Below are 19,689 nucleotides of genomic sequence, written 5' to 3' on the forward strand. Positions count from 1 at the left end.
CAATTGATCTGCCTGATCCACCGCCATCGCGAGCAAGCTCGCTCCCACACAAACCCCACCGTCAGCATTCGCTAACGGTTCAGGCCTGCTGAATCGTCTTGGCAATCACCTCGACCGTGGCGCTGACTTGCTCTTGGTAACGGTCGAGTTCTGCCTGATGGCTCTTCTGCATTTCAATCTGTTGCGAACACAGATTCATGGCCGCCAATACCAGCAGGCGATCACCGATCAGTGTCGGGTATTTCCTTTTCGTGTCGGCCAGTGCGGCCTTGAGCATCGAAGCGGCGTCCAACAGGGCCTGCTCCTGCCCGGCCGGCGCTTTGATTGAATAGTCTTCTCCCAGGATCGAGATGACCGTCACCCCATCGACGCCGTGCTTCATGCGCTGACAGGACCGGCGCTAGCGCGCTCGATCAGGGCCTGGATGCGGGCGGCGGTGGCGCCGTGCAGTTCTTCCTGTTCCATCAGGCTCAGTTGCAGGCTTTCGTTTTCATCCTTGGCCCGGGCAAGTTCCGCGCTCAGGGTTTCGTTCAGGCCGGTCAGGCGCAGGTTCTGTTGCACCAGGTCGTTGACCAGTTGCTCCAGTTGGCTGAGGGATGTTTCCAACATATTGATTTCCAGGCTTTTCCAAGGGGCGCGTACGATAAAGAAAAGTCACCGCCGATGCCACGCTTTACAAAGGTGGCGGTGCTTGGCTCGCGAGCTGTAGAGACTACGATTCAAGCATCCGGTTCCTACCCTTCGTCGCGTGACAAGCGTTGCCCTGCGACAAAAGCCCACAGCGCCTCAAGACTTCAGGCGTATGACCGATAAGTCAGGGAACAGCAGTCTCAGCCCGCACGGACGCATCTTCTTTCGGTACTTTCCATGTCCCTACGTAATATGAACATCGCGCCGCGGGCGTTCCTGGGGTTTGCCTTGATTGGCGCCCTGATGCTGGCCCTTGGGGTATTCGCCCTGAGCCAGATGAGCAAAATCCGCGGGTCCGGCGAAAGCATTGCCCAAAACAGCGTGCCCAGCATCAAGGCCCTGGATGAGTTCACCCAGCTCACCCTGCGCCTGCGCGTATTGTCCTATCGCTTGCTGGTCAACCGCGAACCGGACATCCAGCAGAAAACCTACGATCTGTTCGAACAACGCAGCCAACAGATCCGCGCGGCCCAGACCGCCTACGAAAAGCTCATCAGCGCACCGGACGAACGAGCCGCCTACGATCAGTATGTGCAACTGCTCGGGCAGTACCGTCAGCTCGAAGAGCGCATGAAGACCCTGTCGCGCAACAATCAGGTCGATGAACTGCGCACGCTGCTCAACACTGAACTGCTGAGCAACTCCGATGCCATCAATGCCGCAATCGGCCGCTTGGTGGAGATCAACAACCAGCAAGCCGAGGCCCTCAATCAGGGCGCAGCGCAACAATATTCAAGCGCTTTCAACTGGGTAGTCACCTTACTGGTCATCGCCACCGGCCTGACCCTGCTGTTCGCCTGGCTGCTGACCAACAGCATCACCCAGCCGATTGCCAACGCGCTGGAGGCCGCCGAAGAAATCGCCAAGGGCAACCTGACCCGGCCGATTACCGTCGATGGCAGCGACGAAGCCGGCCGCCTGCTGCGGGCGATGTCGACCATGCAGGAAAAACTGCGCGACACCTTGCAGCGGATCTCCGGCTCGGCCACGCAACTGGCCTCCGCCGCCGAAGAGCTCAACAGCGTCACCGACGAAAGTGCCCGGGGCCTGACCCAGCAGAACAACGAAATCGAACAGGCCGCGACAGCGGTCAACGAGATGACCAGCGCCGTGGAAGAAGTCGCGCGCAATGCGGTCAGCACCTCCGAAGCCTCGAAACACGCCACCACGTCCGCTGGCGACGGCCGCGACCTGGTGCAGGAAACCGTCGGCGCCATTGAACGCATGAGTGCCGACGTGCAGAGCACCGCCACGCTGATCGGCAACCTGGCCAACGAGTCCCGCGACATCGGCAAAGTGCTGGACGTGATCCGTGGCCTGGCCGACCAGACCAACCTGCTGGCCCTGAACGCCGCCATCGAAGCGGCCCGTGCCGGTGAGGCCGGGCGTGGCTTCGCGGTGGTAGCCGACGAAGTCCGCGCACTGGCTCACCGCACCCAGCAGTCGACCAGCGAGATCGAACGCATGATCGGCAGCATCCAGAGCGGCACCGAACACGCCGTGGACTCGATGCGCAACAGCACCGAGCGCGCCGAATCGACCTTGAACATCGCCCGCGGTGCCGGCATGTCCCTGGACACGATCAACACCGCCATCGTGGAGATCAACGAACGCAACCTGGTGATCGCCAGCGCCGCCGAGGAGCAGGCCCAGGTGGCCCGTGAAGTGGACCGCAACCTGGTGAACATCCGCGACCTGTCGGTGCAATCGGCCACCGGCGCCAACCAGACCAGTGCCGCCAGCGCCGAACTGTCGCGCCTGGCCGTGGATTTGAACAGCATGGTTGGGCGGTTCAGCCTTTAACCGAACCTACCCTTGTGGCGAGGGGATTTATCCCCGCTGGGCTGCGAAGCGGCCCCCAATACTGTGCTGCCATACAGTCAGCAGGCGAGCGCTTCGCACTCGATCGGGGATAAATCCCCTCGCCACAAGGGTTGTACTCAGCTCCCCAATCCCCAACCTTTTTTGACAGCATCACATTTCAACAGGTTAGAATCGCTGGCACGCAGACTGCATGGTCAGTCTGTGCCCGCCCCTCAGTTTTCCCGGAGTAACGCCTTTGACTGCAACGACCATCAACAGCCTGTTCTTGATCGGCGCGTTGCTGGTAGGTGCGAGCATCCTGGTCAGTTCTCTTTCGTCCCGCCTGGGCATCCCGATTCTGGTGATCATCCTGGCCGTGGGCATGGTCGCCGGTGTCGACGGCGCCGGTATTCTTTTCGATAACTACGCCACGGCCTACCTGGTCGGCAACCTCGCCTTGGCGGTGATCCTGCTGGACGGCGGCTTGCGCACGCGGGTGTCGAGCTTTCGCGTAGCGTTGTGGCCGGCGTTGTCCCTGGCCACGGTCGGGGTGCTGATCACCACCGGGCTGACCGGCCTGGCGGCGGCGTGGCTGTTCAATCTGAACTTGATGCAAGGTCTGCTGATTGGCGCCATCGTCGGTTCGACCGATGCCGCGGCAGTGTTCTCGCTGCTGGGCGGCAAGGGCCTGAACGAACGGGTCAGCGCAACACTGGAGATCGAGTCCGGCAGCAACGACCCCATGGCGGTGTTCCTCACCGTCACCCTGATCGGCATGCTCGCCAGTGGCGAAACCGGCCTGCATTGGAACCTGCTGGGGCACCTGGTACGCGAGTTCGGCATCGGCGCGGTGATCGGCCTGGGCGGTGGTTGGCTGATGCTGCAATTGGTCAATCGCATCAACCTGGCCAACGGTCTCTATCCGATCCTGGTCATCAGCGGCGGCCTGGCGGTATTCGCGCTGACCAACGCCCTGCATGGCAGCGGCTTCCTGGCGGTGTACCTGTGCGGCCTGGTGCTGGGCAATCGCCCGGTACGCAGCCGCCACGGCATCCTGCACATGCTCGATGGCATGGCCTGGCTGGCGCAGATCGGCATGTTCCTGGTGCTGGGGCTGCTGGTCACGCCCCACGACCTGTTGCCGATCGCCCTGCCGGCCCTGGGGCTGGCGTTGTGGATGATCCTGTTTGCCCGCCCGTTGTCGGTCATGGTCGGCCTGCTGCCGTTCAAGGCGTTCCATGGTCGTGAAAAAGCCTTCATTTCCTGGGTCGGCCTGCGCGGCGCGGTGCCGATCATCTTGGCAGTGTTCCCGCTGATGGCCGGCCTGCCCCACGCCCAGCTCTATTTCAACCTGGCATTCTTTATCGTGTTGGTCTCGCTGCTGGTGCAGGGCACGAGCCTGCCGTGGGTCGCCAAGTTGCTGCATGTGACCGTCCCGCCCGAGCCGCTACCGATTTCCCGGGCCGCGCTGGAAGTGCACGTCACCAGCGAGTGGGAGCTGTTCATCTATCGCCTGGGCGCGGAGAAATGGTGCATCGGCTCGCCCCTGCGGGACCTGAAAATGCCTGAAGGCACCCGTATCGCCGCCCTGTTTCGGGGTCAGCAACTGCTCCATCCGTCGGGTAGTACGGTGTTGGAAGTCGATGATTTGCTGTGTGTTATCGGCCATGAACACGATTTGCCGGCCCTTGGAAAACTGTTCAGCCAAGCGCCGCAACGGGGCCTGGATTTGCGCTTTTTCGGCGACTTCGTACTCGAAGGAGACGCCCAGCTGGCCGCGGTTGCCGCGCTGTACGGGTTGAAGCTGGACGGCATCGATCCAGACATGTCCCTGGGCCGCTTCATTGCCCAGAAAGTCGGCGGTGCGCCGGTGGTCGGCGACCAGGTGGATTGGAACAACACCCTGTGGACCGTCGCGGCCATGGACGGGAACAAGATCGGCAAAGTGGGCGTCAGATTCCCCGAAGGAAGTCGCCCGGGTCCCGGCTTGTTCCTCTAAACTGCTCCCACTCTCACTTGCTCGACCGGTCTCTATGCCTACCCTGCGCTCCTTTTTCGCCATTGCCCTGCTGGGCCTGAGTCTCTCCGTCTGCACAGTACAAGCCGCAGATCTTCCCACCAGCACCTCGGTGCAGGCCAGCTTGGACAAGATCGCCGACCGCAAACTGCCGGAAGCCGACCAGAAAGCCCTGCAGGCCGTCTTGCAGAACACGCTGACCCAGCTCAACAACAAGGCTGACTACGAACAGAAGTTGCAGGCGCTCAAGCAGCAACTGGCCACTGCGCCCAAGCAGAACATCGAGAACCAGCGCGAACTGGCGCGGCTCAAGAGCACCACCGTGGTGCCGGTGGCGCAACGCTATGGCAACCTGCCGATTCCCCAGCTCGAGCAAATGCTCTCGGATCGCTCCACCCAGCAGAGTGATCTGCAAAAAGCCCTGGCCGATGCCAACAGCCTGATCATCACCGCCCAGACCCGTCCCGAGCGTGCCCAGGCGGAAATTTCCAGCAGCCAGACCCGCATCCAGCAGATCAATACCATCCTCAAGGCCGGCCGGGACGCCGGCAAGACCTTGAGCGGCGAGCAGCGCGACCAGCTCAACGCCGAGTTGGCGGCGCTCAATGCGCTGATCCCGTTGCGCCGCCAGGAACTGGCCGGCAACAGCCAACTGCAGGACCTGGGCAACGGCCAGCACGATCTGCTGATGGAAAAAATCGCCCGCATGGAGCAGGAAATCCAGGACCTGCAAAACCTGATCAACCAGAAGCGCCTGGCCCAATCCCAGGAGACGGTGACCCAGCAATCCATCGAGGCCCAGAAGGCCGGTGGCAGCAGCTTGCTGGCCACCGAAAGCGCGGCCAACCTGAAGCTCTCCGACTACCTGCTCAAAAGCACCGACCGCCTCAACGAGGTCACCCAGCAAAATCTGCAGACCAAGCAACTGCTGGACAACGTGACCCAGACCGACGCCGCCCTGGACGAGCAAATCAGCGTGCTCAAGGGCAGCCTGCTGCTCTCCAAGATCCTCTACAAGCAGCGCCAGACCCTGCCACGCCTGAAGCTCGACCAGAACCTCGCCGACCAGATCGCCGACATCCGCCTGTATCAGTTCGAAGTCAGCCAGCAGCGTGAGCTGCTGAACAACCCCAGCGCCTACGTCGACAACCTGCTGGCCTCCCAGCCTTCGGAACAAGCCACGCCGCAACTGCGCAAGACCTTGCTGGAACTGGCACTGACCCGCGTCGACCTGCTGGAACGCCTCAACCGCGAGTTGAGCGCGGTGCTCAACGAATCCATCACCTTGCAGCTCAACCAGAAGCAGTTGCTCAGCACCGCCCAGAACCTGCGGGCGACCCTCGAAGAGCAGATGTTCTGGATTCCCAGCAACAAGCCGCTGGATTTCGAATGGATGCGGGCCGTGCCGACGCGCCTGGAGAAACAGGTCGACTCGCTGCCCTGGGCCTCCAGTCTCAGTGAACTGGCCGATGGCCTGACTCAGCGGCCATTGCTGTTCCTGCCCCTGGCGCTGCTGATCGGTGCCCTGCTGTGGCGGCGCAAGCATCTCTATGCTCGCCTGAACAAGGTTCACCAGGACGTTGGCCACTTCAAGCGCGACAGCCAGTGGCACACCCCCCAGGCGATCCTGATCAATATCCTGCTGGCGATGCCGGTGGCCCTGGGGCTGACCCTCTGCGGCTATGCCTTGCAGATCGACGCCCGCGGCCAGAACGCCAACCTCGGCGCGGCGCTGCTGCAGATCGGCCAGGCCTGGCTGGTGTTCTACACCGCCTATCGAGTGCTGGCGCCGGGCGGCGTGGCCGAGTTGCATTTTCGCTGGGAGAAACCCCAGGTCGAATTCCTCCAAGGCTGGATCCGCCGGCTCGGGCTGGTGGTGCTGGCGTTGGTGGCCGTGGTGGCCGTGGCCGAGTTGCAACCCTCGACCCTGGCCGATGACGTGCTCGGCATGCCGGTGGTGCTGACCTGCTACGCGCTGATGGCCTGGTTGCTCAGCCGCCTGTTGCTCAGCAGCCCAACGCACAGGAACACCTCGCTGTTCCGCAAGGCCGTCGGGGTGCTGTTCACCGCGCTGCCGATCGCGCTATTCGTAGCAGTGTGCTTCGGCTACTACTACACCGCGCTGAAGCTCAGCGACCGCTTGATCAACACCCTGTACCTGCTGATGTTCTGGCTGGTGATCGAGGCCACCTTCGTCCGCGGCCTGTCGGTGGCGGCGCGGCGCCTGGCCTACCAGCGTGCCCTGGCCAAGCGTCAGGCCGCCAAGGAAGCCGGCGACGGCGAGGCGGTGGTCGAGGAGCCGACCCTGGACATCGAGAAGGTCAACGAACAATCCCTGCGCCTGATCCGCCTGGCCCTGCTGGGCGGTTTCATCGCCGCGCTGTACTGGGTCTGGTCGGACCTGATCAGCGTGTTCTCCTACCTGGACAACATCACCCTCTACGAATACACCAGCGGCACCGGCGCCAACATGAGCATGGTGCCCATCAGCATTGGCGACATGCTCGGGGCGCTGATCATCATCGGCATCACCTTCGCCCTGGCGCGCAACCTGCCAGGCCTGCTGGAAGTGTTCGTGCTGTCGAAGCTGAACCTGGCCCAGGGCAGTGCGTATGCCACCACCACGTTGCTGTCCTATGTGATCGCCGGCGTCGGCTTTGTCACCACCCTGTCCACCCTGGGCGTGAGCTGGGACAAACTGCAATGGCTGGTGGCCGCGCTGTCGGTGGGCCTGGGCTTCGGCATGCAGGAGATCTTCGCCAACTTCATCTCCGGGATCATGATCCTGTTCGAGCGTCCGGTGCGCATCGGCGACACCATCACCATCGGCAACCTGTCGGGCACGGTCAGCAAGATCCGCATTCGTGCGACCACCATCACCGACTTCGACCGCAAGGACATCATCGTCCCGAACAAGACCTTTATCACCGGGCAACTGATCAACTGGTCGCTGACCGACACCGTCACCCGGGTGACTCTGAAACTGGGCGTGGACTACGGCTCGGACCTGGATCGGGTGCGTGAATTGCTGCTCAAGGCCGCGCGTGACAACCCCCGCGTCTTGAAGGAGCCGGAGCCGATCGTGTACTTCCTGAACTTCGGTGAAAGTACCCTGGACCATGAGCTGCGCATGCATGTGCGCGACCTCGGCGACCGCAACCCGGTGCTGGACGAGATCAACCGCTTCATCAATCGGGAATTCAAGAAGGAGCACATCAACATCTCCTTCCGGCAGATGGAAATCTATCTGAAGAACCTTCAGGGCCAGGAATACAAACTGGTGCCTGCCGAGCCCGACAAAAAGACCATCACGCCCGTGCCGTCGGCTGTCGCCAGCATCAAGCCGGTGCCTGAACCGCCGCAAGGCACACTCGACTGATCGCGGGTTGCCTGCGGGCGTCCCGCCGGAGACGGCCATGAAAACGCTGGAAACCCTGACCTTCGATAACCGCTTCGCCCGCCTGGGCGACGGTTTCTCGGCCCACGTGCTGCCCGAGCCCATCGACAATCCACGACTGGTGGTCGCCAGCCCGGCGGCCATGGCGTTGCTGGACCTCGACCCCGCTGAAGCCGACGCACCGCTGTTCGCCGAGATCTTTGGCGGCCACAAGCTCTGGGCCGAAACCGAGCCACGGGCGATGGTGTATTCCGGGCATCAGTTCGGGCATTACAACCCGCAATTGGGTGATGGCCGCGGGTTGCTGCTGGGCGAGGTGTACAACGAGGCCGGCGAGCACTGGGACCTGCACCTCAAGGGCGCCGGCCAGACGCCGTTTTCACGGATGGGCGACGGGCGCGCGGTGCTGCGTTCCTCGATTCGCGAATTCCTCGCCTCCGAAGCCCTGCACGCCCTCGGCATCCCCACCACCCGCGCCTTGTGCGTGATCGGCTCGGACACCCCGGTGTGGCGGGAAAAGCAGGAGCGCGCCGCCATGGTGCTGCGCCTGGCCCCCAGCCATGTGCGCTTCGGGCATTTCGAATATTTCTACTACACCAAGAAGCCAGAGCTGCACGCGGCCCTCGCCGAGCACGTGTTGAATCTGCATTTTGCCGAGTGCCGCGAGCAGCCGGAACCGTACTTGGCGATGTTCCGCGAAATCGTCGAGCGCAACGCCGAGCTGATTGCCAAATGGCAAGCCTACGGTTTTTGCCACGGCGTGATGAACACCGACAACATGTCGATCCTGGGCATCACCTTCGACTTCGGACCGTTCGCCTTCCTCGACGACTTCGACGCCAACTTCATCTGCAACCACTCCGATGACCAGGGCCGCTACTCCTTCAGCAATCAGGTGCCCATCGGCCAGTGGAACCTCAGCGCCCTGGCCCAAGCCCTGACACCGTTCATCAGCGTCGACGCCCTGCGCGAGACCCTCGGGTTGTACTTGCCGCTGTACCAGGCCCACTACCTGGACCTGATGCGCCGCCGCCTCGGCCTGACCGGCGCCGAAGAAGATGACCAGAAGTTGCTGGAACGCCTGCTGCAATTGATGCAGAACAGCGGCGTCGACTACAGCCTGTTCTTCCGCCGACTGGGCGACCAGGCGCCCGAGCAAGCCGTCGCCACCCTGCGCGACGACTTCGTCGACCTCAAGGGCTTCGACGCCTGGGGCGAGCTCTATGTCGCCCGCGTCAACCGCGAAGGCCCCGTCGACCAAGACCAGCGCCGCGCCCGCATGCACGCCGTCAACCCGCTGTACGTGCTGCGCAACTACCTGGCCCAGAAAGCCATCGACGCCGCCGAATCAGGCGACTACGAAGAAGTCCGCCGCCTGCACACGGTGCTGAGCAAGCCGTTCGATGAACAACCGGGCATGGACAGCTACGCGCAGCGCCCGCCGGAGTGGGGCAAGCACCTGGAGATCAGTTGCTCGTCATAACACTCCCTTGCCACAGGTTCAGGGTTGTCTGGGAGAAAGTCATCGCGAGCAACCTCGCTCCCACATTGGGAACTGTGTGATCGCAATACTTGCGACAACACTCACCCCCTGTGGGAGCGAGCTTGCTCGCGATAGCAATCTTCAATTCATCAAAGACTTCTCAGTCCAACGCCTGAACATCAAGCCAATCCACTCCCGGTAAAAATCACCGCGTTTATTTCGATGTAGGACCATTCAGGAGCAGGCTACGCCGCCTTGCGCCATTGCCTACAACTACGCCAGAATCCGCCGGCTTGTGCGCCTTGGGGTCGGGCTTTATCGTTTCCCCGTCGCTGAAAATCAGCGATCGGGTTTAGCAGCTCGAACAACATCAAGGCACGCCAGTGTCGCCATTCGAACAGTTGATCACCATCAACTTGTCAGCATTATGGCGGCTATGCGTGGGGCACTTCGGTGCGCCGGGTTCCTTGATGCCTGGTCTGCTAACCCGCGTACAGCCGCCACCCTCTTCGTTTAGCAGCGACGGGTGACGACTCCACTCATCAAGGAGTTTCATCTATGTTCAAAGCAACCCCCAACCCACCCGATACCGATCCAGCCAACCCAAACTCAAAAGAATTCGACGAAACGGCCGACCGCGTCCTCGACTACTACCTCAACCCAAAACCCAGCAAACCCGAGGCCGATCCAGGCCAACTGTTCACCGTCGTCAATGGCGTCGACACAGAAACCCTGCTCGCCAACCTCAGCGAAAACCTAGCCTCGGCCAACGCCATGATCAGTGACCTGGCATTCGATCTGAAAGGCTCCAGGCGACACATTGCCATGGGCATTCAGCAGTTGATCGAACTGAGCGGCTTACTGGCGAACCGCGCACTGGACAGTGTCGAACCACACCAGTCGACATAGCACATCCTCTGTGGCGAGGGAGTTTGCTCCCGCTCGGCTGCGCAGCAGCCCCAACACCTCATAAGCGACGACTGCTTCGCAGCCGAGCGCGAGCTTGCTCCCTCGCCACAGCGCGCCAAGCCATCAAATAAAGGTTTCAACCGATACGCTGAAGCGCTCCGCCAGCCAGCGGATCTGCCTTAAATTGAGCTGGCGCTTGCCGCTCAATATCTCCGACACCACCGACTGGGTGCCTATGCCCGGCAAATCGCTCTGGCTCAAACCGTGTTCACGCATCAGATAACGAAGCGCCTCAACGCCAGTGGCCTTGGGCATCGGCCGGTGTTGATGGTCCCAGGCCTCGATCCATTCACCGATGATGTCCACCAGGCTCATCAGCGGATGGGCTTCTTCTTCGCCAACCAATTCCAACAATTCATCGAGCGCTGCAGCCAACCGGTCGTAATCCTCTTCGCTCCTGGGCTTACGCAGCAGGGGCGACACAAACTCCCAATGGGCGGCGACTTGTTCGATCAGTGCACTCATCCCTTTTGCTCCTTCCACTTGCCTCTGTCATATTCCCGATGGTCAAGCACGCATTTGATATACAGACGCTGCGCTCGGTATCGAATCACCGCAATCAGCCGCAACTTGTTTCCACCGATGTCAAACACATGCAGCGGACCGACCTTATCGGTTGCCGGAAATATGGATTTCATCGCTGCGAAATCTGCCGGGCTATTACGCTTGATCAGCCGATACCATTGATCCAACGCATTCGCTGAATGTGGCCATTTCTCCTTGGCCTCCCAAATGCGTTTCTCAGTGATCACATGCATGCAACGTCCTTATCGCATTTTGCTATGGAGGAAGTTAACCACAAATCTGGCGCATCGCAAATTGCGATAGCGCCAGTTAGACAAATGGTCAGCTCTTGCTGGTTTCCAGCCTAGTCGCCAAAAGCTTTAGGTCTCGGTAAGAAATGTGAGCAGATATGAGTCCTGCTCATCCAACCTTATCGTTCCCCTGCTCAGGCGTCTCGATCCCCGGTTCTGCCTCCTCAACCCCCTTCTCCTTGGGTTTGGCAGGTGGCTTTTCCTCGGGATAGCCGGGCATGCCGCGGACGTCTTCAGGGGTCAGTTCATCCCGGTCGTGGCGGCGGTCGATGGCGTAGGACGGAGCGGCGTTGGGATCTTCGTCGCGGCCGGCGGTGCCGAGGACGAAGCCGTCGTCATTGGGGTTGTCCACTGCCTGGGGCGTGGTTGGATCTTGAGGATGGCTCATGGGACCTCCTGGGTTGCAAACAGGTACGTGGTGTCTTTTTGAGGCCGTGACACCTTTTCAGTGCAGCGCACCTGATGAATGGCAGCCTTGGATACCTTTGGCGAAACTCGGAAGGAAGATCGGTGAAAAGCCTGTGGGAGCTGAGCTTGCTCGCGATGAAGGCACCACGATCTACCGGAAGATCGCGTTATCGTTCATCGCGAGCAAGCTTGGCTCCCACAGAAGCACGCTCACTCAAGAGCGCCTGCCCTACGCCATATCGCTGTGGCTGAATTCCTCGGCGAGAAAATCGATCAGCGTACGCACCGACGGCAGCAACCCACGTCGTGAGGCAAAGATCGCATGGACGATCCCGCACTTGGGCGTCCAGCCTGGCACCAGTTCCACCAGCCGCCCGGCCGCAACGTCCTCACGCACCACCACGGTGGGCAGGTGAGCGATGCCGATGCCTGCCAGCACGGCGTGACGCAGGGCCAGCAGGTCGTCGGTGACCATGCGCGGTTCATGGCGGATCAGCGCGCGGGTGCCGTCCGGGCCGAACAACTCCCATTGGTATTCCCGCTGCGCCGCGCCCCAGTGCACGCTGGGCAAGCCGTTGAGGTCCGCCGGGGAGGCCGGTGAAGACAAGCACTCCAGAAACGCCGGGCTACCTACCAGGCATTGGGTGCTGTTGCTCAGCACCTTCATGACCATGTCGGTGTTTTCCAGCGGTGGAAAGCGCACCCGCAAGGCGATATCGAACCCTTCGTGAATCAGGTCGACCCGGCGGTTGGTGCTCTCGATGAACAACTCCACCCGTGGGTACTTGAGCATATAGCGGGTCAGCATCGGCCCGACCCAACTGTTGAGCAGCGCCGTCGGGCAACTGATGCGCACCAGCCCTTGGGGCTCGGAACGGTTGCGCTCGATCACCTCCGCCGCGCTCTCGGCCTCGACCCGCATCGCCAGGCAGCGCTGGTAATAGGCCTGGCCGATCTCCGTCAACGTGCAGTGGCGGCTGGTGCGATGGAGCAAGCGTACCCCGAGCCGATCTTCCAACTGGGCGATGCGCCGGCTGAGCTTGGACTTTGGCATGTCCAGCGCCCGGCCCGCGGCGGCGAACCCACGGTGCTCGACCACCTGGGTGAAGTAGTAAAGCGTATTGAGGTCTTCGATGATCGTTCTCCAAATAGAACGCTAAGGCGGATTTTTGCAGTCTAGCGCTTCAAAGGTACCAGTTTTAATCTACACCCATCGAAACGCAACACGGTTTGAAGCCGAAGCGCTTCGACCGGATGAGTCACCGATCAATCGCTACACCGACATTAAAAACCTTAACCACGCCGAAACCTTCGGCAACCAAAACTTAATGAGGGCTACGCCATGACTACTTCCTACAACCGTCTCGACAAAGATAACGCCGCCGTTCTGCTGGTCGATCACCAAGCCGGCCTGCTGTCCCTGGTACGCGACATCGATCCGGACCGCTTCAAGAACAACGTGCTGGCCCTGGCTGATCTGGCGAAGTACTTCCAACTGCCGACCATCCTCACCACCAGCTTCGAAACCGGCCCCAACGGCCCGTTGATGCCCGAACTCAAGACCCTGTTCCCGGATGCGCCGTACATCGCTCGCCCTGGTCAGATCAACGCTTGGGACAACGAAGATTTCGTCAAGGCGATCAAGGCCACCGGCAAGAAGCAACTGATCATCGCCGGCGTCGTCACTGAAGTCTGCGTAGCCTTCCCGGCACTGTCGGCCCTGGCCGAAGGTTTCGAAGTGTTCGTGGTCACCGACGCGTCCGGCACGTTCAACGAACTGACCCGTCAATCGGCCTGGGACCGCATGTCGTCCTCGGGTGCACAACTGATGACCTGGTTCGGCCTGGCCTGTGAACTGCACCGCGACTGGCGCAACGACGTGGAAGGGCTGGCGACCTTGTTCTCCAACCACATCCCGGACTACCGCAACCTGATGACCAGCTACAACACGCTGACCAACGCCAAGTAATAGCCACACCGATCTACCCTTGTGGGAGCGAGCTTGCTCGCGATAGCGGTCTGACAGTCAATGCAGTATTGACTGATACGCCGCCATCGCGAGCAAGCCCGCTCCCACAGGTTTTTGTGGTGATTTCTATATAGTGTTCAATCTGTAAATGATTTTTCCTGGAGACTGACCTGATGCTGATCCCCTGCCCCCATTGCAACGGGCTCAATCGCATACCCGCCGAACGCCTGGGCGACCAGCCCAAGTGTGGGCGCTGCAAGGCCCAGGTGTTATTGAGCAAACCGTTCGAACTCAAGCAAGGCGACTACGCCAGCCAGATCAAGGGTGACCTGCCATTGCTGGTAGATGTGTGGGCCGATTGGTGTGGGCCGTGCAAGTCCTTCGCGCCGGTATTCGAACAGGCCGCCGCGCAACTGACGGGCAAATGCCGGCTGGCCAAGCTCGACAGCGAGGCCAACCAGCAGTTGTCGGCGCAGTTGGGGATCCGCTCGATTCCCAGCCTGATCCTGTTCAAGGATGGCCGGGAGGTGGCGCGCCAGAGTGGGGCGCTGCCGTTGCCGCAGTTGATGGGTTGGTTGCGTAGCCAGGGGATTTAAAACAAAGCACTGTGTGGGAGCGAGCTTGCTCGCGATGGCGATGTATCAGTCAATACTGCATCGACTGTCAGACCGCCATCGCGAGCAAGCTCGCTCCCACAGTGGACTTGTATAAGCCTGTCTATCAGGCACTTTCCAGCAAACTATGCAACTCCATGAACTGCTGGGTCAGCTTGTGCCGTGGGTCGAGATGGATCAGCGGCAGGCTGGCCTGGTGGGATTCGCGCATGCGTACTGAACTGCTCAGGTACACCGGCAATACCGGCAGGCCTTCGGCGATCAGTTCGTCGAGAATCTGCTGTGGCAGGCTGGCGCGAGCCTGGAACTGATTAACCACAATGCCTTCGACTTCCAGGCCTTCGTTATGGTCGTCCTTGAGCTCTTCGATTTCCGCCAGCAGGCCATACAGCGCCTGACGGGAAAAACTGTCGCAGTCGAAAGGGATCAACACCCGATCAGCGGCGATCAACGCCGAAACCGCATAGAAATTCAACGCTGGCGGGGTGTCCAGGTAAATCCGGTCGTAATCCTCCTCCAGCTCTTCGAGCAATTTGCGCAGCTTGTTGATCTTGTGCTTGGCCTCGAGCTTGGGCTGCAGGTCCGTCAACTCCGCCGTGGCGGTGATGACATGCAAGTTGTCGAACGGCGTTTCGTAGATATCCACCTTGTTCTTTTTCGAGAAGGGCCCGGACGACAGGGTCTGCTTGAAGAAGTCGGCAATGCCCATGGGAATGTCATCGCCGGTCAAGCCAGTCAGGTACTGAGTGGAGTTGGCCTGGGCATCCAGGTCTACCAACAACGTGCGATAGCCCTCGCTGGCGCTGACTGCCGCCAGATTACAGGCGATGCTGGACTTGCCCACGCCACCTTTCTGATTGAACACCACACGCCGCATGTCAAAACCTCCGTGTATCAAAGATTCCCGAGTGTAGTAGGCCGCGACACCGCTTAGCTACCTTCTGGGTAGAAGGACTACAGCAACAGTGGCTTTTCCAACGATTCAGGCGTCAATTTTGCCGGGGCAATGACAGAAACAACCGGCAGACACGCTCACGGTGATCACGACAATGGTCCAAGCCCTGGCATTGAGCGGACCGGCCCGTACATTTTGCTGGGCAAAATGTAACCAGTATTTGCTACAAGCCAACCGCACCGGGATAATGCGCGCCACTTGGGTCGCAAGACCATGCAGGGTTGGACGCGGGTCAAACCACTGAACCGTGACAATAAAAGCCCGCAGGGGTGGGATGAAGTTTGTGATCAATTTCAATATCGCCCAATGGCGCGCGTGGGCCCCTGGGCTCGAAAGCGTGGACGATTGGCAGGCATGGAGCCGACAGCCGGTGGTATTGCCGGCCAGCGACGCCGCCCCTGACGTATCGTTCCTGCCGGCCATGCAGCGTCGGCGCCTCAGCCGCCTGGCGCGGATGGCCTTCAGCGTCGGCTGGCCACTGGCCGAGGATCGGCCGGACCTACCGTTGGTCTTTATTTCCCGTCACGGCGAAACCCCGCGCACTTTCGAGATTCTCAAGGACCTGGCAGCCGACCAGCCCTTGTCGCCGACCCAGTTCAGCCTGTCGGTGCACAACGCCGTGATTGGCCTGTGGTCGATCATGCGCGGCGAAACCAGCGAAATGACTGCCCTGGCCGCTACCGGTGACGGCTTGGAACACGGTGTGCTGGAAGCCGCCGCATTACTGAATGAGGGCTCGCCGGCGGTGTTGCTGGTGATCACCGAAGAACAACCGCCGCAGGTCTACGCACCGTGGGTCAATGACGTGCCATTCCCCTATGCCGTGGGCCTGCTGCTGACCCCGGGCGATGACTGGCAACTGGACCTGTCCGCGCAGGCCGGCCAGTTGCATGGCAACGACTGGCCCCATGCCCTGGACCTATTGCGTACCCTGCTGAACAACGAAACCACCTGCCAACATGCCTGGAAGAATCGCGTATGGACCTGGCAACGCAACCGGTGACCGGTAAACATCGCGACGCCTATTACTGGCGCCTGGTCGCGACCGCCGCAAGCTTCGCCCTGTTCGGGCTGGGCGGGTTGTGCCTGCGTTTGCTGGTTTTTCCGTTGCTGGCCTGGCTGCCCGGCGATGCCCAGGCCCACCGACAAAGGGCCCGCCGCACCGTCGGGCGGTTGTTCTGGTTCTTTATCCGCTTCATGGCCCGCACCGGCGTGCTCACCTACCAGATCGACGGCGCCGAACGGCTCGGGCGCCCCGGGCAGATGATCATTGCCAATCACCCGTCGCTGATCGACGTGGTGTTCCTGATCGGGCTGGTGCCCGACGCCAACTGCGTAGTCAAGCAAAGCCTGTGGGACAATCCTTTTACCCGGGGCCCATTGCGTTCGACCCAGTACATCAGCAATGACGGCAGCATGGACATGCTCGATGCCGCCAGCGACGCCCTGCAAGAGGGCCAGGCGCTGATCGTCTTTCCCGAAGGCACGCGCACCCAGCCAGGCCAGGTGCCGGCCTTTCATCGGGGGGCCGCGGCCATCGCCCTGCGGGGTGCGAAAATCCTCACGCCCGTCACGATCAAGGTCAACCCCACGACCCTGACCAAGGCTGAACCCTGGTATCGCATCCCTCTGTGCCGCGTGCACTTCAGTTTTCACGTCGGGGCCGATATAGATCCACAGGCGTTCGCCGCGCTCGGCCCGCCGCCCCAGGCCTCGCGCAGGCTCAACGATTTTTTGCATCACTATTACATCAAGGAGCTCGCCGAAGATGAGCGATCTGCACCGTGACATCAAACAGCTGATCATCGACGCCCTCGGCCTGGAAGACATCGGCATCGACGACATCGGCGACCACCAGACCCTGTTCGGCGAAGGCCTGGGCCTGGACTCGGTGGATGCCCTGGAGCTCGGCCTGGCGATCCAGAAAAAGTACGGCATCAAGATCGACGCCGACGCCAAGGACACCCGTAATCATTTCAGCAATGTGGCGAGCCTTGCGGCCTTCGTCAGTGCAAAACAAGAAGCCTGAGACCGGACCATGCAAACTCGCGACGACATCTTCAACACCCTGCGTGATGCTCTGGTCGAGCTCTTCGAGCTGGACCCCGAGCGCGTGACGCTGGAATCGAACCTGTACCAGGACCTGGAAATCGACAGCATCGATGCGGTCGACCTGATCGACCACATCAAGCGCCAGACCGGCAAGAAAATCGCCGCCGAAGAATTCAAGTCGGTGCGCACCGTCAATGACGTGGTCGAGGCGGTCTATCGACTGGTTCAACCGGCCGCATGACCCGGCTGATTGGCCTCGGCCTGCTGCTGGCGGGCCTGCTGTACCCCTTTGCGGTGTATTTCGGCATGGAGCATTTCGCCCCGTGGCAGTTCGGGCTGCTGCTGGGTAGCCTGTGGTTGGCCCGGGCAGTGCTGGGCGAGGGCGGCGCCGGCAGCCGTTGGATGGCGGCGACGGCGATCGTGTTTTGTGTGTTGCTTGCGCTGTTCGACAGCCCGCTCCTGCTGCGCTGGTACCCGGTGCTGATCAGCGCGTTCATGCTCGGGCTGTTCGCCCTGAGCCTGAAATACGGCCCGCCGATGATCGAACGCCTGGCCCGCCTGCGTGAACCGCAGTTGCCGGCCAAGGCGGTGGTGTATACGCGTCAGGTCACAGTGGCCTGGAGCGTGTTTTTCCTGTGTAACGGTTTGCTCGCCGCCGCCCTGACCCTTTGGGCGCCGCTGAGCTGGTGGATGTTGTACACCGGCCTGATTTCCTACGGATTGATGGGGCTGCTGTTTGCCATTGAATGGCTCATACGACAACGGGTAAGAGGCCGCCCATGAATTGGATAACACTTGAGCAGATGTTGCTCAGGGCTCAGCCGGAACGCGCCGTCGCGGTCGATCCGACGCTGGATCATTCGCAACTGCGGGACGCGGCGCTGCGCCTGGCGGCCGGCCTGCAAGCCCGGGGCGTGCGCCATGTGGCAGTGCACCTGGAAGATGCCGCCGACCTGGCCATCGCCCTGCTCGGTGCCTGGCGCGCCGGGGTACGGGTCCTGCTTCCCGCCGACCTGCAAGCGCAGACACGCCAGCGCTGGGCTGCGGACGTCGACCTGTGGCTGACCGACCAGCCCGGCGACACCCATCCCGGCGATTTGCAACAGACGCCGATGGACGCCGCCGAACTGGACCTTGATCAGTGCTGGCTGAGCCTGTGCACCTCCGGCTCCAGCGGCGAGCCCAAGCGTATCGAGAAAACCCTGCGGCAGTTGAGTAACGAGGTCCAGGCCTTGGAACACCTGTGGGGCGCCGACCTGGGCCCGGCCTGCGTGATCGGCAGCGTTGCCACCCAGCACATCTACGGGCTGCTGTTCCGGGTGCTGTGGCCGCTGTGCGCCGGGCGTACCTTTGTGCGTCGGCAATTGGCCTTCCCCGAAGACCTGCAACGCGCCAGCCGCGAGCAACCGGTGTTCGCCTGGGTCGCCAGTCCGGCGTTGCTCAAGCGCATGGGCGATAACCTCGATTGGCCGGCCCTGAGCAGCGTGCGTCGGGTGTTCTCCTCCGGCGGCGCCTTGCCAACCGAGGCCGCGCAAAGCCTGCAGCGACGCCTGGGACAATGGCCGACGGAAATTTTCGGCAGTTCGGAAACCGGCGGTATCGCCTGGCGCCAGGGTGGCGGATTGTGGCAACCCTTTGCCGGCGTCGAACTGAGCCAGGACAGCGACGGCGCCTTGCTGATCGCTTCGCCCTATCTGCCGGTCGGGCATGTGGAGCACACCGCCGATGCGGCGCGGATTGCCGAAGATGGCCGCTTCGAACTGCTCGGGCGACTGGACCGTATCGTCAAGCTCGAAGAGAAACGCATCTCCCTGCCCATGCTCGAACACGCGCTGGTGACCCACGACTGGGTCAGCGAAGCACGGCTGGGGGTGGTACAGGAGAGTCGCGCCTCCCTCGGCGCGCTGTTGGTGCTGAGCGACGCCGGCCTGCGGGCCTTGCGCAACCAGGGCCGGCGCGCCGTGACCGAGGGCCTGCGCCGGCACCTGAGCGAACATTGCGAAACCCTCGCTCTGCCACGGCGCTGGCGCTGGCTGCGACAGTTGCCGCTCAACGCCCAGGGCAAGCTGCCCCAGGCCGAGGTCGAGGCGCTGCTGATGGCGCCACGCCCCAAAGCCCCCGAAGTGTTGGAGCAGGTCGAAACCGACGGTGAATGGAACCTGCGACTGGTCGTGCCGCCTGACCTTGCGTACTTCAGCGGCCACTTCCCCTGCGCTCCGGTATTGCCCGGCGTGGTGCAGGTCGACTGGGCCTTGAGCCTGGGCCAGCAACTGCTGGACCTGCCGCCCCGATTCGGCGGCATGGAAGTGCTGAAATTCCAGCAACTGGTGCGCCCTGGCGATGAGCTCCAACTGCACCTGCGCTTCGACCGCGAACGCGGCAAGCTGTACTTTGCCTATCGCAACGCCACGGCGGCCTGTTCCAGCGGGCGGATTGTGTTGGGGATGGCCGATGACTGATTGCACCGCGGTGCTCCTGTGGCGAGGGGATTTAGCGAAACGTCGCACCGCCCCGCTC

At 61.7% G+C, this 19,689-nt stretch carries 19 protein-coding genes and 2 pseudogenes; 14 read left to right on the forward strand and 7 right to left on the reverse strand.

The window, feature by feature from the left end:
* Positions 1–79: 79 nt before the first annotated feature.
* Positions 80–382 carry a cell division protein ZapA gene (locus AC3A5O_RS00905; RefSeq protein ID WP_092475855.1) on the reverse strand — a complete coding sequence of 101 codons (303 nt, stop codon included), beginning with the start codon at positions 380–382 and terminating at the stop codon, positions 80–82.
* Positions 379–609 carry a hypothetical protein gene (locus AC3A5O_RS00910; protein ID WP_122565356.1) on the reverse strand — a complete coding sequence of 77 codons (231 nt, stop codon included), beginning with the start codon at positions 607–609 and terminating at the stop codon, positions 379–381. Before AC3A5O_RS00910 ends, AC3A5O_RS00905 begins: the two co-directional genes overlap by 4 nt.
* A 324-nt stretch (positions 610–933) precedes the next feature.
* On the opposite strand from AC3A5O_RS00910, the pseudogene AC3A5O_RS00915 reads away from it, so the two are divergent.
* The 6 genes and pseudogenes from AC3A5O_RS00915 to AC3A5O_RS00940 all read left to right on the forward strand — a co-directional run.
* Positions 934–1,590 (forward strand): annotated as a pseudogene (locus AC3A5O_RS00915) (MCP four helix bundle domain-containing protein); the annotation flags it as partial.
* A gap of 303 nt (positions 1,591–1,893) precedes the next feature.
* Positions 1,894–2,493: pseudogene (locus tag AC3A5O_RS00920) on the forward strand (methyl-accepting chemotaxis protein); the annotation flags it as partial.
* Positions 2,494–2,749: 256 nt separating this feature from the next.
* Entirely contained in the window at positions 2,750–4,492 is a 1,743-nt protein-coding gene (locus AC3A5O_RS00925; RefSeq protein WP_122565354.1) for a potassium/proton antiporter, read from the forward strand.
* A 34-nt stretch (positions 4,493–4,526) separates the two neighbouring features.
* Positions 4,527–7,889, forward strand: coding sequence for a mechanosensitive channel MscK (mscK, locus tag AC3A5O_RS00930; protein ID WP_122565353.1), 3,363 nt, complete (start codon positions 4,527–4,529; stop codon positions 7,887–7,889).
* Positions 7,890–7,926: 37 nt separating this feature from the next.
* The gene (selO, locus tag AC3A5O_RS00935; RefSeq protein WP_305469404.1) at positions 7,927–9,390 is read left to right on the forward strand and encodes a protein adenylyltransferase SelO; all 1,464 of its coding nucleotides are present in this window, start codon (positions 7,927–7,929) and stop codon (positions 9,388–9,390) included.
* 558 nt (positions 9,391–9,948) lie between these two features.
* Entirely contained in the window at positions 9,949–10,299 is a 351-nt protein-coding gene (locus tag AC3A5O_RS00940) for a DUF6124 family protein (protein WP_305469403.1), read from the forward strand.
* Positions 10,300–10,422: 123 nt separating this feature from the next.
* On the opposite strand, the gene AC3A5O_RS00945 is transcribed toward AC3A5O_RS00940, so the two are convergent.
* From AC3A5O_RS00945 to AC3A5O_RS00960, 4 genes are all read right to left on the reverse strand, one after another.
* A complete protein-coding gene (locus AC3A5O_RS00945; RefSeq protein WP_305469401.1) occupies positions 10,423–10,824 on the reverse strand; it encodes a helix-turn-helix domain-containing protein in 402 nt (133 codons plus the stop codon).
* Complete coding sequence (locus AC3A5O_RS00950) at positions 10,821–11,117, reverse strand: type II toxin-antitoxin system HigB family toxin (protein WP_305469399.1); 297 nt, start codon at positions 11,115–11,117, stop codon at positions 10,821–10,823. Before AC3A5O_RS00950 ends, AC3A5O_RS00945 begins: the two co-directional genes overlap by 4 nt.
* Before the next feature lie 166 nt (positions 11,118–11,283).
* On the reverse strand, positions 11,284–11,562 hold the full coding sequence (locus tag AC3A5O_RS00955; RefSeq protein WP_305469397.1) for a hypothetical protein: 279 nt from the start codon (positions 11,560–11,562) through the stop codon (positions 11,284–11,286).
* A gap of 249 nt (positions 11,563–11,811) precedes the next feature.
* Entirely contained in the window at positions 11,812–12,717 is a 906-nt protein-coding gene (locus tag AC3A5O_RS00960; RefSeq protein WP_205929588.1) for a LysR substrate-binding domain-containing protein, read from the reverse strand.
* 207 nt (positions 12,718–12,924) lie between these two features.
* Here AC3A5O_RS00960 and ycaC point away from each other — a divergent pair, with 207 nt between their 5' ends.
* Together ycaC and trxC are read left to right on the forward strand one after the other, a co-directional pair.
* Entirely contained in the window at positions 12,925–13,551 is a 627-nt protein-coding gene (ycaC, locus tag AC3A5O_RS00965; protein ID WP_018603387.1) for an isochorismate family cysteine hydrolase YcaC, read from the forward strand.
* A 173-nt stretch (positions 13,552–13,724) separates the two neighbouring features.
* Positions 13,725–14,147, forward strand: coding sequence for a thioredoxin TrxC (trxC, locus tag AC3A5O_RS00970; protein ID WP_122565348.1), 423 nt, complete (start codon positions 13,725–13,727; stop codon positions 14,145–14,147).
* Between the two features lie 124 nt (positions 14,148–14,271).
* On the opposite strand, the gene AC3A5O_RS00975 is transcribed toward trxC, so the two are convergent.
* Positions 14,272–15,042, reverse strand: a complete 771-nt coding sequence (locus tag AC3A5O_RS00975) for a ParA family protein (protein ID WP_014336219.1) — start codon at positions 15,040–15,042, stop codon at positions 14,272–14,274.
* Positions 15,043–15,394: 352 nt separating this feature from the next.
* Between AC3A5O_RS00975 and AC3A5O_RS00980 the strand changes: the two genes are divergently transcribed.
* The 6 genes from AC3A5O_RS00980 to AC3A5O_RS01005 are packed head-to-tail and all read left to right on the forward strand — an operon-like array spanning position 15,395 to position 19,631.
* A complete protein-coding gene (locus AC3A5O_RS00980; protein ID WP_122565346.1) occupies positions 15,395–16,123 on the forward strand; it encodes a beta-ketoacyl synthase chain length factor in 729 nt (242 codons plus the stop codon).
* A complete protein-coding gene (locus tag AC3A5O_RS00985) occupies positions 16,099–16,908 on the forward strand; it encodes a lysophospholipid acyltransferase family protein (protein WP_305469394.1) in 810 nt (269 codons plus the stop codon). The genes AC3A5O_RS00980 and AC3A5O_RS00985 overlap by 25 nt, the downstream gene beginning before the upstream one ends.
* Positions 16,889–17,149, forward strand: coding sequence for a phosphopantetheine-binding protein (locus AC3A5O_RS00990; RefSeq protein WP_122565344.1), 261 nt, complete (start codon positions 16,889–16,891; stop codon positions 17,147–17,149). Before AC3A5O_RS00985 ends, AC3A5O_RS00990 begins: the two co-directional genes overlap by 20 nt.
* 9 nt (positions 17,150–17,158) lie before the next feature.
* On the forward strand, positions 17,159–17,413 hold the full coding sequence (locus AC3A5O_RS00995) for an acyl carrier protein (RefSeq protein ID WP_030140951.1): 255 nt from the start codon (positions 17,159–17,161) through the stop codon (positions 17,411–17,413).
* On the forward strand, positions 17,410–17,955 hold the full coding sequence (locus tag AC3A5O_RS01000) for a COG4648 family protein (protein ID WP_122565343.1): 546 nt from the start codon (positions 17,410–17,412) through the stop codon (positions 17,953–17,955). The genes AC3A5O_RS00995 and AC3A5O_RS01000 overlap by 4 nt, the downstream gene beginning before the upstream one ends.
* Positions 17,952–19,631 (forward strand): ApeI family dehydratase, encoded by a 1,680-nt coding sequence (locus AC3A5O_RS01005; RefSeq protein ID WP_305469392.1) that lies wholly within the window; start codon positions 17,952–17,954, stop codon positions 19,629–19,631. The genes AC3A5O_RS01000 and AC3A5O_RS01005 overlap by 4 nt, the downstream gene beginning before the upstream one ends.
* The last annotated feature ends 58 nt before the right edge of the window (positions 19,632–19,689 follow it).

The organism is Pseudomonas sp. Soil_N_39 (assembly GCF_057655955.1).

Coding starts and splice junctions, on each gene's coding strand:
- trxC (WP_122565348.1), top strand. CDS start 13,725: ATGCTGATCCCCTGCCCCCATTGCAACGGGCTCAATCGCATACCCGCC.
- AC3A5O_RS00910 (WP_122565356.1), bottom strand. CDS start 609: ATGTTGGAAACATCCCTCAGCCAACTGGAGCAACTGGTCAACGACCTG.
- selO (WP_305469404.1), top strand. CDS start 7,927: ATGAAAACGCTGGAAACCCTGACCTTCGATAACCGCTTCGCCCGCCTG.
- AC3A5O_RS00955 (WP_305469397.1), bottom strand. CDS start 11,562: ATGAGCCATCCTCAAGATCCAACCACGCCCCAGGCAGTGGACAACCCC.
- AC3A5O_RS01005 (WP_305469392.1), top strand. CDS start 17,952: ATGAATTGGATAACACTTGAGCAGATGTTGCTCAGGGCTCAGCCGGAA.
- AC3A5O_RS00945 (WP_305469401.1), bottom strand. CDS start 10,824: ATGAGTGCACTGATCGAACAAGTCGCCGCCCATTGGGAGTTTGTGTCG.
- ycaC (WP_018603387.1), top strand. CDS start 12,925: ATGACTACTTCCTACAACCGTCTCGACAAAGATAACGCCGCCGTTCTG.
- AC3A5O_RS00995 (WP_030140951.1), top strand. CDS start 17,159: ATGCAAACTCGCGACGACATCTTCAACACCCTGCGTGATGCTCTGGTC.
- AC3A5O_RS00940 (WP_305469403.1), top strand. CDS start 9,949: ATGTTCAAAGCAACCCCCAACCCACCCGATACCGATCCAGCCAACCCA.
- AC3A5O_RS00905 (WP_092475855.1), bottom strand. CDS start 382: ATGAAGCACGGCGTCGATGGGGTGACGGTCATCTCGATCCTGGGAGAA.
- AC3A5O_RS00990 (WP_122565344.1), top strand. CDS start 16,889: ATGAGCGATCTGCACCGTGACATCAAACAGCTGATCATCGACGCCCTC.
- AC3A5O_RS00985 (WP_305469394.1), top strand. CDS start 16,099: ATGGACCTGGCAACGCAACCGGTGACCGGTAAACATCGCGACGCCTAT.
- mscK (WP_122565353.1), top strand. CDS start 4,527: ATGCCTACCCTGCGCTCCTTTTTCGCCATTGCCCTGCTGGGCCTGAGT.
- AC3A5O_RS00950 (WP_305469399.1), bottom strand. CDS start 11,117: ATGCATGTGATCACTGAGAAACGCATTTGGGAGGCCAAGGAGAAATGG.
- AC3A5O_RS01000 (WP_122565343.1), top strand. CDS start 17,410: ATGACCCGGCTGATTGGCCTCGGCCTGCTGCTGGCGGGCCTGCTGTAC.
- AC3A5O_RS00975 (WP_014336219.1), bottom strand. CDS start 15,042: ATGCGGCGTGTGGTGTTCAATCAGAAAGGTGGCGTGGGCAAGTCCAGC.
- AC3A5O_RS00980 (WP_122565346.1), top strand. CDS start 15,395: ATGAAGTTTGTGATCAATTTCAATATCGCCCAATGGCGCGCGTGGGCC.